The 13,913-nt window shown below is 65.4% G+C and carries 19 protein-coding genes; 10 read left to right on the forward strand and 9 right to left on the reverse strand.

Annotated features, from left to right (window positions below):
- Positions 1-94 precede the first annotated feature (94 nt).
- Both VMT40_RS07970 and VMT40_RS07975 read left to right on the forward strand, forming a co-directional pair.
- Positions 95-568 carry a MarR family winged helix-turn-helix transcriptional regulator gene (locus VMT40_RS07970; RefSeq protein WP_326357342.1) on the forward strand — a complete coding sequence of 158 codons (474 nt, stop codon included), beginning with the start codon at positions 95-97 and terminating at the stop codon, positions 566-568.
- Positions 569-855: 287 nt separating this feature from the next.
- On the forward strand, positions 856-1,113 hold the full coding sequence (locus VMT40_RS07975; protein WP_326357343.1) for a hypothetical protein: 258 nt from the start codon (positions 856-858) through the stop codon (positions 1,111-1,113).
- 249 nt (positions 1,114-1,362) lie between these two features.
- Here the strand turns inward: VMT40_RS07975 and VMT40_RS07980 are convergent, their stop codons facing one another.
- The gene (locus tag VMT40_RS07980) at positions 1,363-1,596 is read right to left on the reverse strand and encodes a DUF3039 domain-containing protein (RefSeq protein ID WP_326357344.1); all 234 of its coding nucleotides are present in this window, start codon (positions 1,594-1,596) and stop codon (positions 1,363-1,365) included.
- Positions 1,597-1,778: 182 nt separating this feature from the next.
- On the opposite strand from VMT40_RS07980, the gene VMT40_RS07985 reads away from it, so the two are divergent.
- Positions 1,779-2,132, forward strand: coding sequence for a DUF3099 domain-containing protein (locus VMT40_RS07985; RefSeq protein ID WP_326358528.1), 354 nt, complete (start codon positions 1,779-1,781; stop codon positions 2,130-2,132).
- A gap of 47 nt (positions 2,133-2,179) precedes the next feature.
- Here the strand turns inward: VMT40_RS07985 and VMT40_RS07990 are convergent, their stop codons facing one another.
- Positions 2,180-3,625: an MFS transporter gene (locus VMT40_RS07990; RefSeq protein WP_326357345.1), complete on the reverse strand. Its 1,446-nt coding sequence runs from the start codon at positions 3,623-3,625 to the stop codon at positions 2,180-2,182.
- A gap of 88 nt (positions 3,626-3,713) precedes the next feature.
- Between VMT40_RS07990 and VMT40_RS07995 the strand changes: the two genes are divergently transcribed.
- The 7 genes from VMT40_RS07995 to VMT40_RS08025 all read left to right on the forward strand — a co-directional run bounded on the left by VMT40_RS07995 (position 3,714) and on the right by VMT40_RS08025 (position 8,975).
- Positions 3,714-4,727: a GlxA family transcriptional regulator gene (locus tag VMT40_RS07995; RefSeq protein WP_326357346.1), complete on the forward strand. Its 1,014-nt coding sequence runs from the start codon at positions 3,714-3,716 to the stop codon at positions 4,725-4,727.
- The gene (locus VMT40_RS08000) at positions 4,724-5,467 is read left to right on the forward strand and encodes a VOC family protein (protein ID WP_326357347.1); all 744 of its coding nucleotides are present in this window, start codon (positions 4,724-4,726) and stop codon (positions 5,465-5,467) included. Before VMT40_RS07995 ends, VMT40_RS08000 begins: the two co-directional genes overlap by 4 nt.
- An 85-nt stretch (positions 5,468-5,552) precedes the next feature.
- Entirely contained in the window at positions 5,553-5,990 is a 438-nt protein-coding gene (locus tag VMT40_RS08005; RefSeq protein ID WP_326357348.1) for an ester cyclase, read from the forward strand.
- Between the two features lie 63 nt (positions 5,991-6,053).
- Positions 6,054-6,677: an ArsR/SmtB family transcription factor gene (locus tag VMT40_RS08010; RefSeq protein ID WP_326357349.1), complete on the forward strand. Its 624-nt coding sequence runs from the start codon at positions 6,054-6,056 to the stop codon at positions 6,675-6,677.
- Positions 6,674-7,408, forward strand: a complete 735-nt coding sequence (locus VMT40_RS08015) for an SRPBCC family protein (RefSeq protein WP_326357350.1) — start codon at positions 6,674-6,676, stop codon at positions 7,406-7,408. Before VMT40_RS08010 ends, VMT40_RS08015 begins: the two co-directional genes overlap by 4 nt.
- Positions 7,409-7,435: 27 nt before the next feature.
- Positions 7,436-8,008, forward strand: coding sequence for a dihydrofolate reductase family protein (locus VMT40_RS08020; RefSeq protein ID WP_326357351.1), 573 nt, complete (start codon positions 7,436-7,438; stop codon positions 8,006-8,008).
- A gap of 103 nt (positions 8,009-8,111) precedes the next feature.
- Complete coding sequence (locus VMT40_RS08025; RefSeq protein WP_326357352.1) at positions 8,112-8,975, forward strand: NAD(P)-dependent oxidoreductase; 864 nt, start codon at positions 8,112-8,114, stop codon at positions 8,973-8,975.
- A 61-nt stretch (positions 8,976-9,036) separates the two neighbouring features.
- On the opposite strand, the gene VMT40_RS08030 is transcribed toward VMT40_RS08025, so the two are convergent.
- The 7 genes from VMT40_RS08030 to VMT40_RS08060 all read right to left on the reverse strand — a co-directional run bounded on the left by VMT40_RS08030 (position 9,037) and on the right by VMT40_RS08060 (position 13,706).
- The gene (locus VMT40_RS08030; protein WP_326357353.1) at positions 9,037-9,609 is read right to left on the reverse strand and encodes a F0F1 ATP synthase subunit B family protein; all 573 of its coding nucleotides are present in this window, start codon (positions 9,607-9,609) and stop codon (positions 9,037-9,039) included.
- Positions 9,606-10,112: a F0F1 ATP synthase subunit B gene (locus VMT40_RS08035; protein ID WP_326357354.1), complete on the reverse strand. Its 507-nt coding sequence runs from the start codon at positions 10,110-10,112 to the stop codon at positions 9,606-9,608. Before VMT40_RS08035 ends, VMT40_RS08030 begins: the two co-directional genes overlap by 4 nt.
- Before the next feature lie 8 nt (positions 10,113-10,120).
- Entirely contained in the window at positions 10,121-10,378 is a 258-nt protein-coding gene (locus VMT40_RS08040; protein ID WP_040810042.1) for a F0F1 ATP synthase subunit C, read from the reverse strand.
- A 44-nt stretch (positions 10,379-10,422) separates the two neighbouring features.
- Positions 10,423-11,187: a F0F1 ATP synthase subunit A gene (atpB, locus tag VMT40_RS08045; RefSeq protein WP_442789966.1), complete on the reverse strand. Its 765-nt coding sequence runs from the start codon at positions 11,185-11,187 to the stop codon at positions 10,423-10,425.
- A gap of 26 nt (positions 11,188-11,213) precedes the next feature.
- On the reverse strand, positions 11,214-11,525 hold the full coding sequence (locus tag VMT40_RS08050) for a hypothetical protein (protein ID WP_326308418.1): 312 nt from the start codon (positions 11,523-11,525) through the stop codon (positions 11,214-11,216).
- A gap of 232 nt (positions 11,526-11,757) precedes the next feature.
- Positions 11,758-13,371 (reverse strand): solute symporter family protein, encoded by a 1,614-nt coding sequence (locus tag VMT40_RS08055; protein WP_326357355.1) that lies wholly within the window; start codon positions 13,369-13,371, stop codon positions 11,758-11,760.
- On the reverse strand, positions 13,368-13,706 hold the full coding sequence (locus tag VMT40_RS08060; RefSeq protein ID WP_326357356.1) for a DUF485 domain-containing protein: 339 nt from the start codon (positions 13,704-13,706) through the stop codon (positions 13,368-13,370). The genes VMT40_RS08055 and VMT40_RS08060 overlap by 4 nt, the downstream gene beginning before the upstream one ends.
- Positions 13,707-13,913: the final 207 nt, after the last annotated feature.

Here is a 13,913-nt window from a genome sequence, read left to right on the forward strand (position 1 = left end):
GTGCCTCTTCCTGAAGTACCTTGATCGTGCTGTATCTTGATTATCAAGACATATGTAGTTTGACGATCAAGAGGTTTGAATGTCAAGAGAAAATTTGGATGAGCTGCGAGCCCGGGTCGGACGGGAGTCCCAGGCGCTGCAGGCGGCCGTCGACGACGTCGATCGAGCCGCCGCCACCGCACTCGGGGTCAACCGCACCGACCTGCGCTGCCTGGAAGTCCTGATCCGCGGCGAGTCCACCCCCGGCGCGCTCGCCGCCGAACTCGGCCTGACCAGCGGCAGCGTCACCACCATGCTCGACCGCCTGGCCAAGCTCGGCCACGTCACCCGCGAACCGGAACCGGGTGACCGCCGCAAGGTCCTGATCCGCATAACCCCGGAGACCAAGGCCGAGGCCTGGAAGATCTACGGCCCGATCGCCGAGGAGGGCGCGGCCGAGATGGCCGCCTACACCGGCGACCAGTTGCACACCATCCTGGACTTCCTCACCCGAAGCCGCGCCCTGCAGCAGCGCCACCGCGACCGAATCTCCGCCCTGCCCAAGACGATTCGAAGCGCAAACGCCTGACGGAGCCAGTTCACGTCACCTGGAGGTCATTCCACGCCAAGCGATCACACAACGACGAAAGCGATTTCCAAGAAACCAAGCCATCCCTTTGGCTAAGCCGGATCGTCTACCAACCCTGGCCTTCTCGCACTGTCTTGCCGCAATCCGGTCGTCGTGAACCAGGCCGCGGACCCGGCCTGCGAACGCACCGATCTGCCGAATTCTGGACGGTGGGCCTATTCGTGCACAGATCGCTATTGGAAGGCAGTTTTCTGCCAATTCAGCGGCCATAGTGCGGGTTTTGGCCCATGATCAACTTCAGGCTCATCCCTCGCGGGCAGGTCGAAAAGGCCTGCCTCGCACTGGGTTGGACGGTCGATGGTGGCGGCACCAAACTCGCGGGTACCCCGTGCGGCGGTTCGATCTACGACGATGATGATCCGTATCTACGAACGCTCGCACACCTACGAGAAGAAATAGCAACTGCTCAATTTCAGTGTTCTTGCCGTCGTGTAGGTGCCAGATTGCCGGTGAATTTCAGCATGGTGGTGCGGGGTGAAGTGTGAGAGGGTGCAGGCCCTCGTCGAGTATGAGACGGACTCAACCGGGGTGGCCCCCGTGTTCGACACCGTCATCGAGTTCAGTGACGGGACGCGTCTGTTGACCGGGTACTGGCGGTTGACGAAAAGGACAGACCGGTGCCATCGCCATCACCGCGAGGAACACTGGAACTGCTGAACCCGTTCAAAGTGGCACCAAAGTGGCACACCGGGGCCTAGTTCAGCAGTTCACAACCCGCTGACCTGCGGAAACGGTCAATCCTTCTTCATCATGTCGTAGATGCGCTTGCAGTCCGGGCAGACCGGGGAGCCCGGCTTGGGGGAACGGGTGACCGGGAAGACCTCACCGCAGAGGGCGACCACGTGGGTGCCCATGACGGCGGACTCGGCGATCCGGTCCTTCTTCACGTAGTGGAAGACCTTGGGAGTGTCGTTGTCGGTCGATTCGTCGACGGTCTCGTCCGGACGGACCAGGGTGTCTGCGCTCACCCGTCCATGATGCCAGGACCGGGCCGGGCGGTCAGAACAAGGCCCGGAGCGGGCGGCGTGTGCATCCGACGCGCTGTAGTGGAAGACTCGGGAGCATGCAGCGTGACGGCGAATCCCCAGCCGACGGCACCAGCGGCGAGGATCGCCCCGACGTCGAATTCCTTCCCGCCGGATCGATCCCCATGCCGCCGCGCCCCTCGCAGGGCTACTTCCCGGGCGAACAGAAGCAGCATCCGGCGCTCATCACCGAGGCGCAGCTCTCGCTCGAACAGCAGCATCGCAATCGGGTGCGGCGCTATATCGCGATCATGTCGTTCCGCATTCCGTGCCTGGTCGGCGCGGCCGTGGCCTACAGCGTGTGGCACAGCTGGTGGCTGTCGCTGCTGATCATCGGCGTCTCGATTCCGCTGCCGTGGATCGCGGTGCTCATCGCCAATGACCGCCCGCCCCGCAGCAAGGACGAGCCCAGTCGCTGGGACGGGCGAGGCAATCAGACGGCGCTGGAATCACGGCCGCACAAGGCCATCGACGGATAAACCAACTCTCGGACTCTCAGGGGTTCCCCCTGAAACCCCCAAACGAGTTACGCGAGGCCAGCGGCGACCTGCACGCGCGGTCTGCGGATGCTCGCTGAGAAGAGAGCCGCGAGGCCGCACAGGCCGCCTGCGATGAACCACGCCATCGTGTAGCTGCCCTGCGCGTCGCGGATGACGCCCGCGCCGAAGGCGGCCAGGGCGGCGCCGATCTGGTGGGAGGCGAAGACCCAGCCGAAGGCGACCGGTCCGTCCGCACCGAAGTTCTCCCGGCACAGCGCGACCGTGGGCGGGACGGTGGCGATCCAGTCCAGGCCGTAGAAGATGATGAACGCCCACATGCTGGGGTGCACTTCCGGGCCGAACAGGATGGGCAGGTACAGCAGTGAGGTGCCGCGCAGGGTGTAGTACACGACCAGCAGGTAGCGGGAGTCGAAGCGGTCGGTGAGCCAGCCCGAGGCGATGGTGCCCAGGACATCGAAAAGACCGGTGACCGCGAGCAATCCGGCCGCGGTGGTCGCGGGCATGCCGTGATCGTGGGCGGCGCTCACGAAATGCGTGCCGATCAGGCCGTTGGTGGACGCGCCGCAAATGGCGAAACCGCCTGCCAGCAGCCAGAACACGGGCTTGCGGGCGACCTTCGCCAACACCGTGACGGCGCGGGCCGCACCGCCGGGGGCCGAGGTGCGCACGCCCACCTCGCTGCCGGGCTCGGCGCCGTAGGCGAGGACCCCGGCGTCACTGGGAAAGTCGCGCAGGAACAGCAGTACGAGCGGCACGACGGCCAACGCCAGCAGCGACACCACCAAAGACGGTGTGCGCCAGCCGTGATCGCGGGCCAGGCTCGCGATGAGCGGCAGGAACACCAACTGCCCGGCCGCACCCGCGGCGGTCAGAACCCCGGTGACCAATCCCCGGTTCTTCACGAACCAGCGCCCGGTAATGGTGGCCACGAAGGACATGGACATCGACCCCACGCCGACCCCGACCAGCACACCCCAGGTGGCGATGAGCTGCCAGGACTCGGTCATGAACAAGGTCAGCCCGCTGCCCGCCGCGATCAGCACCAGCGCGCACGCCACCACCCGCCGAACCCCGAACCGATCCATCAGCGCCGCCGCGAACGGCGAAATCAGCCCGTACAGCACCACATTCACCGACACGGCCGCCCCGATGGTCCCGTGCGACCATCCGAACTCGTCGTGCAGCGGATCCATGAGCACACCCGGCACCGACCGGAACCCGGCCGCGCCGATGAGCGCCACGAAACTCACCGCCGCCACGATCCAGGCGGGATGCAGGCCCGGACGTGCGGGCGGGTGCGCCGAGTCGGCCCGACCGGCCGCGTTCACCGGCGGCTCCAGCAGGTCCGACGTGGCGGCGGGCACTGTGCCTCCCGCCGAGGTGGGCGCGGTGTCCATCGCGGTCGATGACGCGGCCAATGGCGTTGCGCCGTCGGCTGATTCCCGGTCGAGATCGTCGGTCAGTTCGCTCACCGGTCGAGCGTGGCCGAAAATCCCTTTCGGAACGAGTGGCCTGAATGCCACAATGCGTCAAGATCCAGCCACCGCCGGAGGGAGCAGCATGCCCGGCCCACCACCCCAACCGACGAACACGCCGACACCGCATCTCGTGGCCGTCCTCGTGGTGGAGCCCACCGTGGGGTTCGATATGGCGATTCCACCCGTCGTGTTGGGGGCCGCCACCGATGAGGATGAGAATCCGCTCTACGAGGTCCACACCTGCGGGGTCTCCACGGGCGGAGTCGCCGCCACCACCGGGTACACCGTCATTCCCGAATACGGTCCGGAGTTGCTGGCGCGCGCCGACACCGTGATCGTGCCCGGCACCCGCATCCCTGGGCCGCGCCAGAACGGCCGGCTGCCACCCGATCTCGCCGCCGCGCTGGCCACCATTCGCCCCGACGCCCGCATCGTCTCCATCTGCACCGGCGCGTTCGTGCTGGGCGCGGCCGGGATTCTCGACGGCCGCCGCGCGACCACGCACTGGCAGTTCGCCGATCGATTCCGAGCGCTGTATCCGAACGTCCTGCTGGACGAGAACCAGCTGTTCATCGTGGATGGAAACGTCTGGTCCTCGGCGGGTCTGGCGGCCGGAATCGACCTGTGCCTGCACCTGATTCGCACCGATCACGGCAGCGCGGTCGCCAATGGCGCGGCCCGCTACTGCGTGGTGCCGCCGTGGCGCGAGGGCGGGCAGTCGCAGTTCATCGAGCGGCAGGTGCCCGAGGCGGGCAGCGACGGCACCGCGCCGACACGCCGGTGGGCGCTGCACCATCTGGATCGGGACCTGGACCTGAACTCCCTTGCCGCGCACGCTCATATGAGCGTGCGCACCTTCACCCGCCGGTTCAAGGCCGAGACCGGTATGGCGCCGGGCGCCTGGATTCTGCAGCAGCGCGTCCGGCACGCCCGGCATCTGCTGGAGACCACGGACCTACCGATCGACGAGGTGGCGCGCAGCGCCGGACTGGGCACCTCCGCCTCCCTGCGCCACCACATGCGCCTGGAACTGGGCGTGCCCCCGCTGGCCTACCGCAAGACCTTCCGCAAACGCGAAACCTTGGAGAAAGCATGACAATTCGTTGGGTGTGGGCCTTCCTGGACCGTCCCGCCGCACAATTCGACACCGCCGCCGAATTCTGGACCACCGTCACCGCCACCACCCTGTCGCCGACCCGCGGCGACCACGACGAATTCGTCACGCTGCTCCCGAAATCCGGCGCGCCGACCCTCAAAATGCAGCGCATCGACGGCCCGGCACGCATCCACCTGGACCTGGACGTCGACGACGTCTCCGCCGCCACCGACCGCGCGGTCCAACTGGGAGCCACCTTGGCCGAGGACAATATCCTCACCGAACGCATCGGCTACGCCGTCCTGCACTCCCCCGCCGGAATGCCGTTCTGCATCACCCCTTTTCACGACGACGCAGGCCCCCTCACCCCGACGGTCGAGGGTCCGTCCGGCGACCTCAGCCGCCTGGACCAAATCTGCCTCGACATCGGAAACACCGACTACGACATCGAATCCCGCTTCTGGACCGACCTCACCGGCTGGGCGTGGCGTCCCAGCACCTTGCCGGAATTCGCCCGCCTCTCCGCCCGCCCCGACATCCCCGTCGACTTCCTCATGCAGCGCCTCGGCGAATCCCGCCCCACCACCGCCCATCCCGACCTGGCCTGCACCGACATCGAAGCCACCGCCACCTGGCACGAATCCCTCGGCGCCCACCGCACCTCCCGAGGCAAACACTGGATAGTCATGTCCGACCCCACCGGCCACCCCTACTGCCTCACCAGCCGCAAACCGGCCTGACACAGCACCCGTGTTGACATGGTCTCACTGAGACCATAGTCTCGATCTCATTGAAACCATCTCAATGAGACTATTGGAGTACCCGATGTCGACCTCGACCCTCGAAGCCGCCAACAAGGACGCCATCCGCCACTTCCTGAAGGTGGGTGACGTCGAAACCCGTGACCTCCAAGCGATCTGGGATTGCTTCACCCCCAATTGCGACTTCCCGACCCTCGCCGAACGCACCGGCAAGGAAACGTTCACCGTCGACGACTACAAGCTCTTCCTCCTGACCTACTTCGAGGCCCTCCCCGACGCCACCTTCACCCCGGAAGAGCTTGTCGCCGAAGGCGATCGAGTATGGGTCCGCATCACCATCCGCGGCACCCACTCGGCCCCACTGCGCGGCATCCCCGCCACCGGCCGCCCGGTCGAATACACCCAACTCGGCATGTACACCCTCCGAGACGGCAAAATCGCCTCCGCCCGAGCAGTTTTCGACGACATCACCCTGCTCCGCCAAATCGGCGTCGAAATCTGATCCGGAGGAACCGACAATCCAAACTGTCTTGACAAAAATTTTTGTCGGTGAGACCGTGGGTGGGTGCTCGATGTTGCTGTGATCGCGGATCCTGCTGCGGCCTCGTCATCCTTGGACCCGATTCGGTCCCGGATTTTGGCCGCGCTGGCCGAGCCTGGGTCGGCGGCCATGTTGGCTGTTCGGCTTGGGTTGCCTCGGCAGAAGGTGAACTATCACCTTCGGGAGTTGGAGCGGTTCGGGCTGGTGGAGCTCGATTCCGAGCGGCGTAAGGGCAATGTCACCGAGCGGGTGTATCGGGCTTGCGCCGCCTCCTATGTGATTTCGCCCGGTGCGCTGGGGGCGATCAGTCCGGATCCGTCGCGCGCACCGGATCAATTGTCTGCCCGGTGGTTGCTGGCGCTGGGGTCGCGGCTCGTGCAGGAGGTGGCCGAACTGCTCGGCGGGGCCAGCCGGGCCAAGCGTCGGGTCGCCACCTTCGGGATCGACGCAGAAGTGCGGTTCGCCTCGGCGGCGGATCGGGCGGCGTTCGCCCAGGAGCTGTCCCAGGCCGTGGCGGCGCTGGTCGGCCGCTACCACGACGAATCCGCCGCGGGCGGGCGCACCCACCGCGTGGTGGTCGGCATGCACCAGATCCCGACTGTCGCCCCGGGCGCCGAAAACGAAGCAGGACAGGAGAATCGCCCATGACCAACCCGTTCGAGATCGAGTTGGAGATCAGCCTCGACGCGACACCGGATCAGGTGTGGGAAGCGATCGCGACCGGACCCGGAATCGACTCGTGGTTCATGGGGCGCAACGAAGTCCAGGCGCACGAGGGCGGGATCGCCGCCATGGAGACCGGCGGCCGACGCGAGGAAGCGACCATTACCGCCTACGAACCGGGCAAGCGATTCGCCACCCGTACCGACACCGACGCGGACGGGCGATTCATGGCCTTCGAGTACCTGATCGAAGGACGCGAGGGCGGCAGCACGGTGCTGCGGGTCGTGCACAGCGGCATGCTCGGCGACGACTGGCAGGACGAATACGACGCCCTGCGCCGCGGCTGGCCGTTCCATCTGCACACCCTGAGCGAATACCTCACCCATTTCCCCGGCCGCACCGGCACTCCGGTGTTCGCCGTGGCCAATGGATCGTCCGGACAACAGGTTCGGGCGGCGCTCGCCGAGGCCCTTACCCTGCCCACTCCCCTGGTGCCGGGGGCATCGGTGCACGCCCGGCCGACGGGCCTGCCGCCGCTGGACGGCGAGATCGTGTGGGCCGATGACGAACGCTTCGAGATCCGAACCAGCGACGGCCTTTTCAGCTTCCATCACGCGCCCACCGGGCTGACGGTGATGTTCCACCACTTGTTCGGCACCCCCGAGGGCGACACCGAAAGCGCTTGGCAGCGTTGGCTCACCGCCACCGTCGCCTGACCGCCACACTCACACAAGGAGATCCCCATGCGCACACTCATCAGCTCGGCCTTCATCTCACTCGACGGCGTGGTCGAAGGCCCCGGCGGCGAACCCGAATACCGCAACTCCGGCTGGACCTTCAAGGACATCGAATTCGTCCCCGAGGCCTACGAACTCAAGGGCACCGAGCAGGACGAAGCCACCGCCATGCTGCTCGGCCGCGTCAGTTACCAAGCGTTCAGCCCGGTCTGGCCGGACATGGAGGAGTTCACCGGCTACAAGGCCATGCCCAAATACGTCGTCTCCACCACCCTCACCGACGCCGACCTGGTCACCAACTGGGGCGAAACCACCATCCTGCGCTCACTCGACGATGTCGCGGCACTCAAGAACACCGACGGCGGCCCGATCATCATCCACGGCAGTGCCTCCCTCAACCAGCACTTGGCCGACGCCAACCTGATCGACCGCTACCACCTGCTGGTCTTCCCCGTCCTCCTCGGTGCCGGAAAGCGCCTGTTCCCCGCCACCGACAAAGACGCCCAGAAGCTTCGCCTCGTCGATTCCGCCACCTACTCCAACGGCATCCAGAAGAACGTCTTCGACGTCATCCACTGACCGCCTGCCCGCCGAGTAGCGCGGCCGGGGCCTTCGCAGGCTGTGACGCCGGGCCCGAATGGCATTCTTGAACCGTCTTGGACGGTTCGAGGAAGGCGCGCACATGAGCGGCATCGCGGTCATCGGTCTCGGAGTGATGGGACGGCCCATCGCACACAACCTGCTGAAGGCGGGTCACGAGGTTGTCGTGTGGAATCGCAGCGATGGGCCCGCGGAGGAACTCGTCGCGGCGGGTGCGCGGCGAGCCGAGTCGGTCGCGGAGGCCATGCGCATGCCGGTGGTGTTCTCGATGCTGTCCGACGATCGGGCCGTCGCCGAAATCTTCCTCGACTCAGGGGTTCTCGCGCAGGCTGCCGATGGGACCGTGCACGTCAATCTCGCGACGGTGAGCACCGATCTGGCTCGCCGGGCGAGTGCGGCGCATGCCGAGCACGGTGTCGGGTATGTCGCGGCACCGGTCTTCGGGCGTGCTCCGGTCGCCGAAGCGGGAGCGCTCAATATCCTCGCGGGCGGTGAGCCCGCGCTGATCGATCGCGTGCAGCCGTTTTTCGACGTGATCGGCTCGCGGACTTGGCGACTCGGCGACCGGCCGGAGCAGGCCAATATCGTGAAGATTCTCGGGAACTACCTGATCGCCTGCGCGATCCAGTCGATGAGCGAGGCCGTCAGCGTCGCGGAGGCCGCGGGTGTCGACTCGGGGCAGTTCGTCGAGCTCTTGACTTCGACGCTCTTCCCGGGTGTCGTCTACTCCGGCTACGGGTCGATGATCGCCGAACGGCGTTACCAGCCAGCGGGATTCACCACGGTGCTGGGCAACAAGGATCTCCACCTGGCACTGCAGGCGGCGACCGACCACGACGTTCCGCTCCCGATCGGTGAGCTGCTGCGAACCGTCTTCGCCCAGGCCATCGCCGAGGGGCGCGGCGCGGACGACTGGGCGGTCATCGCGGAACAACAGCCACGGTGAACGAGCACCGGGCGGACCCGGCTGAATCGGGTCCGCCCAGTGCTCGGGGGTCGAAAGTTGGTTATTTGCGCTCGGTTTGGGGCTGTTTGCGGGCCTCGCCGGAGTTGGCCAGGGCCTCGAGATCCTCGAGGAACTTGTCGATGCTGTCGGCGCGCTGCTGGGGCGAACCCAACTGCTCGCGGACCTTTTCCTCGGTGAGGGCCAGCATGGCGGCGGCCAGGTCGGCCTCCAGGTCTCGGATCATTTGCCTGCGGTACTGCAGGATTTGATCGCGACCCTGTTTGCGAACCCGCTCCACCTCCGCGGCCGCCGCCTCGCGCATCTGCAGGATGATGCGTTCGGCATCGGCCCGAGCCTCCTCGCGCATGCGCTCGAGTTCGGCCTGCGCCTCGGCCACGGCATTGTCGTAGGCGGCCTTGGCGGCGGCCAGGCGTTCGGCGGCCGCCTCGCTCTCCTCGAGCTGACGCCGAATCTGGTCCTGGGCGTTGTTCATGATCCGTTTCACCGGCGGCACAACGTATTTGGCGAAGAACCAGACGATCACCGCGAAGCCGAACAACTGGCTGAAGAAGACGGGCCAATCGAAGGTGATGTCGTAAATACCCTCGGCGAGATGGGTACCGGTGAGGATCATGCGGACCCCCGTCCTCTCTGCTGGCCCGCGCTGGTCCGGGCACGATCGTTACCGCCGAGGACCCGGCCTGCCAGGTCCTGGGCGAGCGGTTCGACGGCTTCGCGTAGTTCGGCGGCCACCTGGTCGGCCTCGGCGCGTAGGTGCGCCGTGGACTCGGCCACGATCTGGTCGGCCTCTTTCTGCGCCTCGCCACGCATTTCCTCGAGAATGGCCCGCCCCTGCGCCCGCGCCTGGTTACGGATGTCGGCCGCCTCCTGGCGGGCCTTCTCGAGTGCGGTTTCGTAGCGCGCCTCGGCTTCGGCGAACGTTTCGCTCGCCTGCTTGGCGGTGGCCGTCGTGACCTCGACACGTGCCTCCCGTTCCGCCAACACTTTTCGTATCGGCGGAACCACGAAGAACCAGATGACCGCGAGCACGATCAGGAAGATCAATAACTCGGCGAAGAAGGTGCCGTTGGGGACCAGAAAGTTCCCCGCGGCCTCCACATCCGTTCTGGGAGACATGATGACGTCTACTTACCTGGAGTAGCGAATACGAACAAGGCCATGAACGCTAGATTGATGAAGTATGCCGCTTCGACCAGACCGACGGTCAGGAAGAAGTTGACGCGCAGTCGGCCTTCGGCCTCCGGCTGCCGGGTGACACCGTTGATCAGAGCGGCACCGGCCAGACCGTCACCGATACCCGCGCCGATGGCACCGCCCGCCAGAATGATGCCGCCGCCGATGAGAGCGCCCTGGACGATACTCGCGGTTGCTGGGTCTGCCATTTTTCACTTCCTTTGGGGAATTGTTCCTGAAACGCTGAAGCGTCTCAGTGGTTTTCACTCTCCAGCGACATCGACTGGCTGAAGTAGAGGATGGTCAGCAGGGCGAAGATGAACGCCTGAATGGCTCCGACGAAGAGGTCGAAGATTTTCCAGATGGCATTCGGACCCCAGCTGATCCAGAACGGGAACAACGTGATCACCGAAACCATGACGCCGCCCGCGAACATGTTGCCGAAAAGTCGCAAGGACAGCGACAACGGTTTGGCGATTTCCTCGACCACATTGATGAAAACCATGGGGCCCCACCCGGTGTGACCCTTGAGCAACTGCTTCACGTGCCCGCCCGGCCCGCGCCGCCACGCGCCCGCCGCGTGATAGAGCAGGAACACGAACAGCGCCAGCGAGAGCGTGAAGTTGAAATCGGACGCCGGGGGTGCGATCAATTCGCCCGAACCGTACTGAACGGGCAAGACCGACAACCAGTTCGACAACAGGATGAAGGTGAACAGCGTGACCGCCAGCGGCAGCACGAACGGCGCGATCTTCATGCCGATCGCCGTCTCCACCTGATTGCGCATCTGGACGGTGACGGTCTCGAAGAACAGCTGCACCCCGTTGGGGACACCCGAGGTGATCTTGGCCCGGAGGTAGAAGGCCAGGCCCAGCACGATCAGCGCGGCGACCCCGGTGGACACGATGGTGTCCACATTGAAGGTCATGCCCCACAGGTGGGCCTGCGCGTGATCGCCGACATGGATCTTGGACTCCCCCGAGGAATCCTCGGCGGCCAGCAGCGCGGGCGCCGACATGTGGGCAAAGGTGGCAACAGGAATGCTCATGATTGCTGTCGAAGCCCTTTCACCTCGGGCAGAACCGTATGCAGAACGAGGATCAATTGAAACAGGGCCAGCCCGAAGAAGATTCCGACACCGTAGGGCCGCGTCAGGAATGCCACCACAATGGACAAGGCGGTCAGAATCAGCAGGCGGGAGGCCGAGGAGAGCGCCAGCTTCTGTTTGCTGGGAGTTTCCGCATCGGTGATGCGCACAATCGACATCCAGGTGAGCCGGGCATTAACCCAGCCGAGTGTCAGACCGGTGGCGACGAATACGCCCAGCAACAATCGATCCAACGCCCCTGTGACCATCAATGCCAGTATGCCGAAAGCGATTGCAATAGCAGTCGCCCTGCGCATCCGGAGCCTGTTGAGGTCCAATACGACACCGCCTCGCCGTCATCCCACCTCGTAGTGGGGCCGTGCATGATCAATAGCATACACAGCCCAACCACGTTGCGTGCCAGTATTTTTGATCTTCAAATTGTTGATCTTGAAATTCTGGAACGGCTTTCAGCGAACTTTCGGCCACTTTATTCGAGCATCAATGGTGCACAGCCTTTTCCGCTCCGACGCCGGTCAGCGACCGAACCTGCATCTCGGCGTACTTCTCATCGTTGCGTTCGCGCGAAAGCACGGTTCCCAGCCAGCCCAGAGCGAACGAAACCGGGATGGACACCAGCCCCGGGTTCGACAGCGGGAACCAGTGGAAGTCCTGCGATTTGATCATGGCGGTGGGCGCCCCGGACACCGCCGGGGAGAACACGATCAACACGATCGTGACCGTCAGTCCGCCGTAGATGCTCCACAGCGCACCGGCGGTGTTGAAGCGCCGCCAGAACAGCGAATACAAGATGGTCGGTAGGTTTGCCGAGGCCGCCACCGCGAAGGCCAATGCCACCAGGAACGCCACATTCTGATTCTTTGCCAGAATGCCGCCCACGATCGCCAGCGCGCCGACGACCACCGCGGTGATCCGCGCGACCCGCACCTCGTTCACCCGGCCCTCGCCGGTGCCACGCTTGATCACATTGGCGTACACGTCGTGCGCGAAGGACGCCGAGGCCGTGATCGTCAGACCCGCGACCACCGCCAAGATCGTCGCGAACGCCACGGCCGCAACGAATCCCATCAACACCGGCCCGCCCAACTCGAGCGCCAGCAGGGGCGCGGCCGCGTTCTCCTTCCCGGGAGCCTTGGCGATCTTCTCCGGCCCGACCAGCGCGCCCGCGCCATAGCCGAGCACCAGGGTGAACAGATAGAAGACCCCGATCAACCCGATCGCCCACACCACCGAACGCCGCGCGTCCTTGGCCGTCGGCACCGTGTAGAACCGCATCAGCACGTGCGGCAGCCCGGCCGTGCCGAGCACGAGAGCCAGTGCGAGGGACAGGAAGTCGAGCTTGCTGGTCCCGTTCTTGCCGTATTTGAAGCCCGGCTCCAACAGCTTGGCCCCGGTCTTGCCGCCGTGGTCCACCGCGTTCTGCAGCACGTGCGAGAAGTTGAAGTCGAAGCGCCCGAGCACCCACACGGTCATGGCCGCGGCCGCGCCGACCAGCAGCACCGCCTTGACGATCTGCACCCAGGTGGTGCCCTTCATCCCGCCGACGAGCACGTACACGATCATGATCGCGCCGACGATGGCGATCACGAGATTCTGTCCCGCCGAACTGGATACGCCCAGCAGCAAGGAGATGAGCACGCCCGCGCCCGCCATCTGGGCCAGCAGATAGAACAGACTCACCGCCAGCGTCGAGGTGGCCGCCGCGGCCCGTACCGGCCGCTGCCGCATGCGGAAGGCCAGCACGTCACCGAGGGTGTATTTGCCGGTATTGCGGAGCAATTCGGCGACCAGCAGCAGCGCCACCAGCCAGGCCACCAGGAATCCGATGGAGTAGAGGAAGCCGTCGTACCCGTACACCGCGATGGCCCCGGCAATGCCGAGGAAGCTGGCGGCGGAGAGATAGTCGCCGGAGATGGCGATCCCGTTCTGCGCGCCGGAGAACGCGCGCCCGGCGGCGTAATAGTCCGCGGCCGTGCGGTTGTCGCGGCTCGCCCACACCACGATGCCCAGGGTGATGACGACGAAGATCGCGAAGATGGTGATGTTGAGGCCGGGGCGGCTGCCCTCGACGGCCGCGGCGAGGTACGCGTTCACAGCGCCTCTCCTTCCAGTTCGTGACGGATCGCCTCGGCCGCCGGATCGAGCTTGCGGTCGGCGTACCAGACGTAGAACCCGGTGATGGCGAAGGTCGACACGAACTGCCCCAGGCCGAAGATCAGACCGACGGTGATGTTCCCGCCGATCTTGTGCGACATGAAGTCGTGCGCGTAGTCGGCCAGCAGCACGTAGAGCGCATACCACGCCAGGAACAGTGCGGTCATGGGGAAGACGAAGCGCCGGAAGCGCGAACGCAGACGCTGGAACTCGGGACTGTCATAAACCTGCGGCCACTCGGGGTCGGGTCGGCCGGTCTGGGTTTCAGTTGTCAACTGCGATACCTCCTGGTGATCCGCGTCACATTAGCAACGAACCGCGCCGTGAGCGGGCCGAATAACCGCAGGTGAGATCGCAAATTCATGGATAAGTGAGCTGAAATTCATGTCTTTGGGCCGCCAGCAACCAACCGGTTTCCCTCCCGGCGGCCCCCTGGAACCGGGCCCGCCGCCGAATGCCCGAGGGTTGCGGTGGCAGAGTTC

Source organism: Nocardia sp. CDC160 (assembly GCF_035818795.1).
In the GTDB taxonomy this organism is placed as follows: Bacteria; Actinomycetota; Actinomycetes; order Mycobacteriales; family Mycobacteriaceae; genus Nocardia.

Bases quoted from the DNA above. Each gene is read 5' to 3' on its own strand.
- VMT40_RS08035 (WP_326357354.1), bottom strand. From the start codon at position 10,112: ATGTCTCCCAGAACGGATGTGGAGGCCGCGGGGAACTTTCTGGTCCCC.
- atpB (WP_442789966.1), bottom strand. From the start codon at position 11,187: ATGTCGGCGCCCGCGCTGCTGGCCGCCGAGGATTCCTCGGGGGAGTCC.
- VMT40_RS08000 (WP_326357347.1), top strand. From the start codon at position 4,724: ATGACAATTCGTTGGGTGTGGGCCTTCCTGGACCGTCCCGCCGCACAA.
- VMT40_RS08040 (WP_040810042.1), bottom strand. From the start codon at position 10,378: ATGGCAGACCCAGCAACCGCGAGTATCGTCCAGGGCGCTCTCATCGGC.
- VMT40_RS07995 (WP_326357346.1), top strand. From the start codon at position 3,714: ATGCCCGGCCCACCACCCCAACCGACGAACACGCCGACACCGCATCTC.
- VMT40_RS08050 (WP_326308418.1), bottom strand. From the start codon at position 11,525: ATGGTCACAGGGGCGTTGGATCGATTGTTGCTGGGCGTATTCGTCGCC.
- VMT40_RS08020 (WP_326357351.1), top strand. From the start codon at position 7,436: ATGCGCACACTCATCAGCTCGGCCTTCATCTCACTCGACGGCGTGGTC.
- VMT40_RS08015 (WP_326357350.1), top strand. From the start codon at position 6,674: ATGACCAACCCGTTCGAGATCGAGTTGGAGATCAGCCTCGACGCGACA.
- VMT40_RS07985 (WP_326358528.1), top strand. From the start codon at position 1,779: ATGCCGCCGCGCCCCTCGCAGGGCTACTTCCCGGGCGAACAGAAGCAG.
- VMT40_RS08030 (WP_326357353.1), bottom strand. From the start codon at position 9,609: ATGATCCTCACCGGTACCCATCTCGCCGAGGGTATTTACGACATCACC.
- VMT40_RS08025 (WP_326357352.1), top strand. From the start codon at position 8,112: ATGAGCGGCATCGCGGTCATCGGTCTCGGAGTGATGGGACGGCCCATC.
- VMT40_RS08005 (WP_326357348.1), top strand. From the start codon at position 5,553: ATGTCGACCTCGACCCTCGAAGCCGCCAACAAGGACGCCATCCGCCAC.
- VMT40_RS07975 (WP_326357343.1), top strand. From the start codon at position 856: ATGATCAACTTCAGGCTCATCCCTCGCGGGCAGGTCGAAAAGGCCTGC.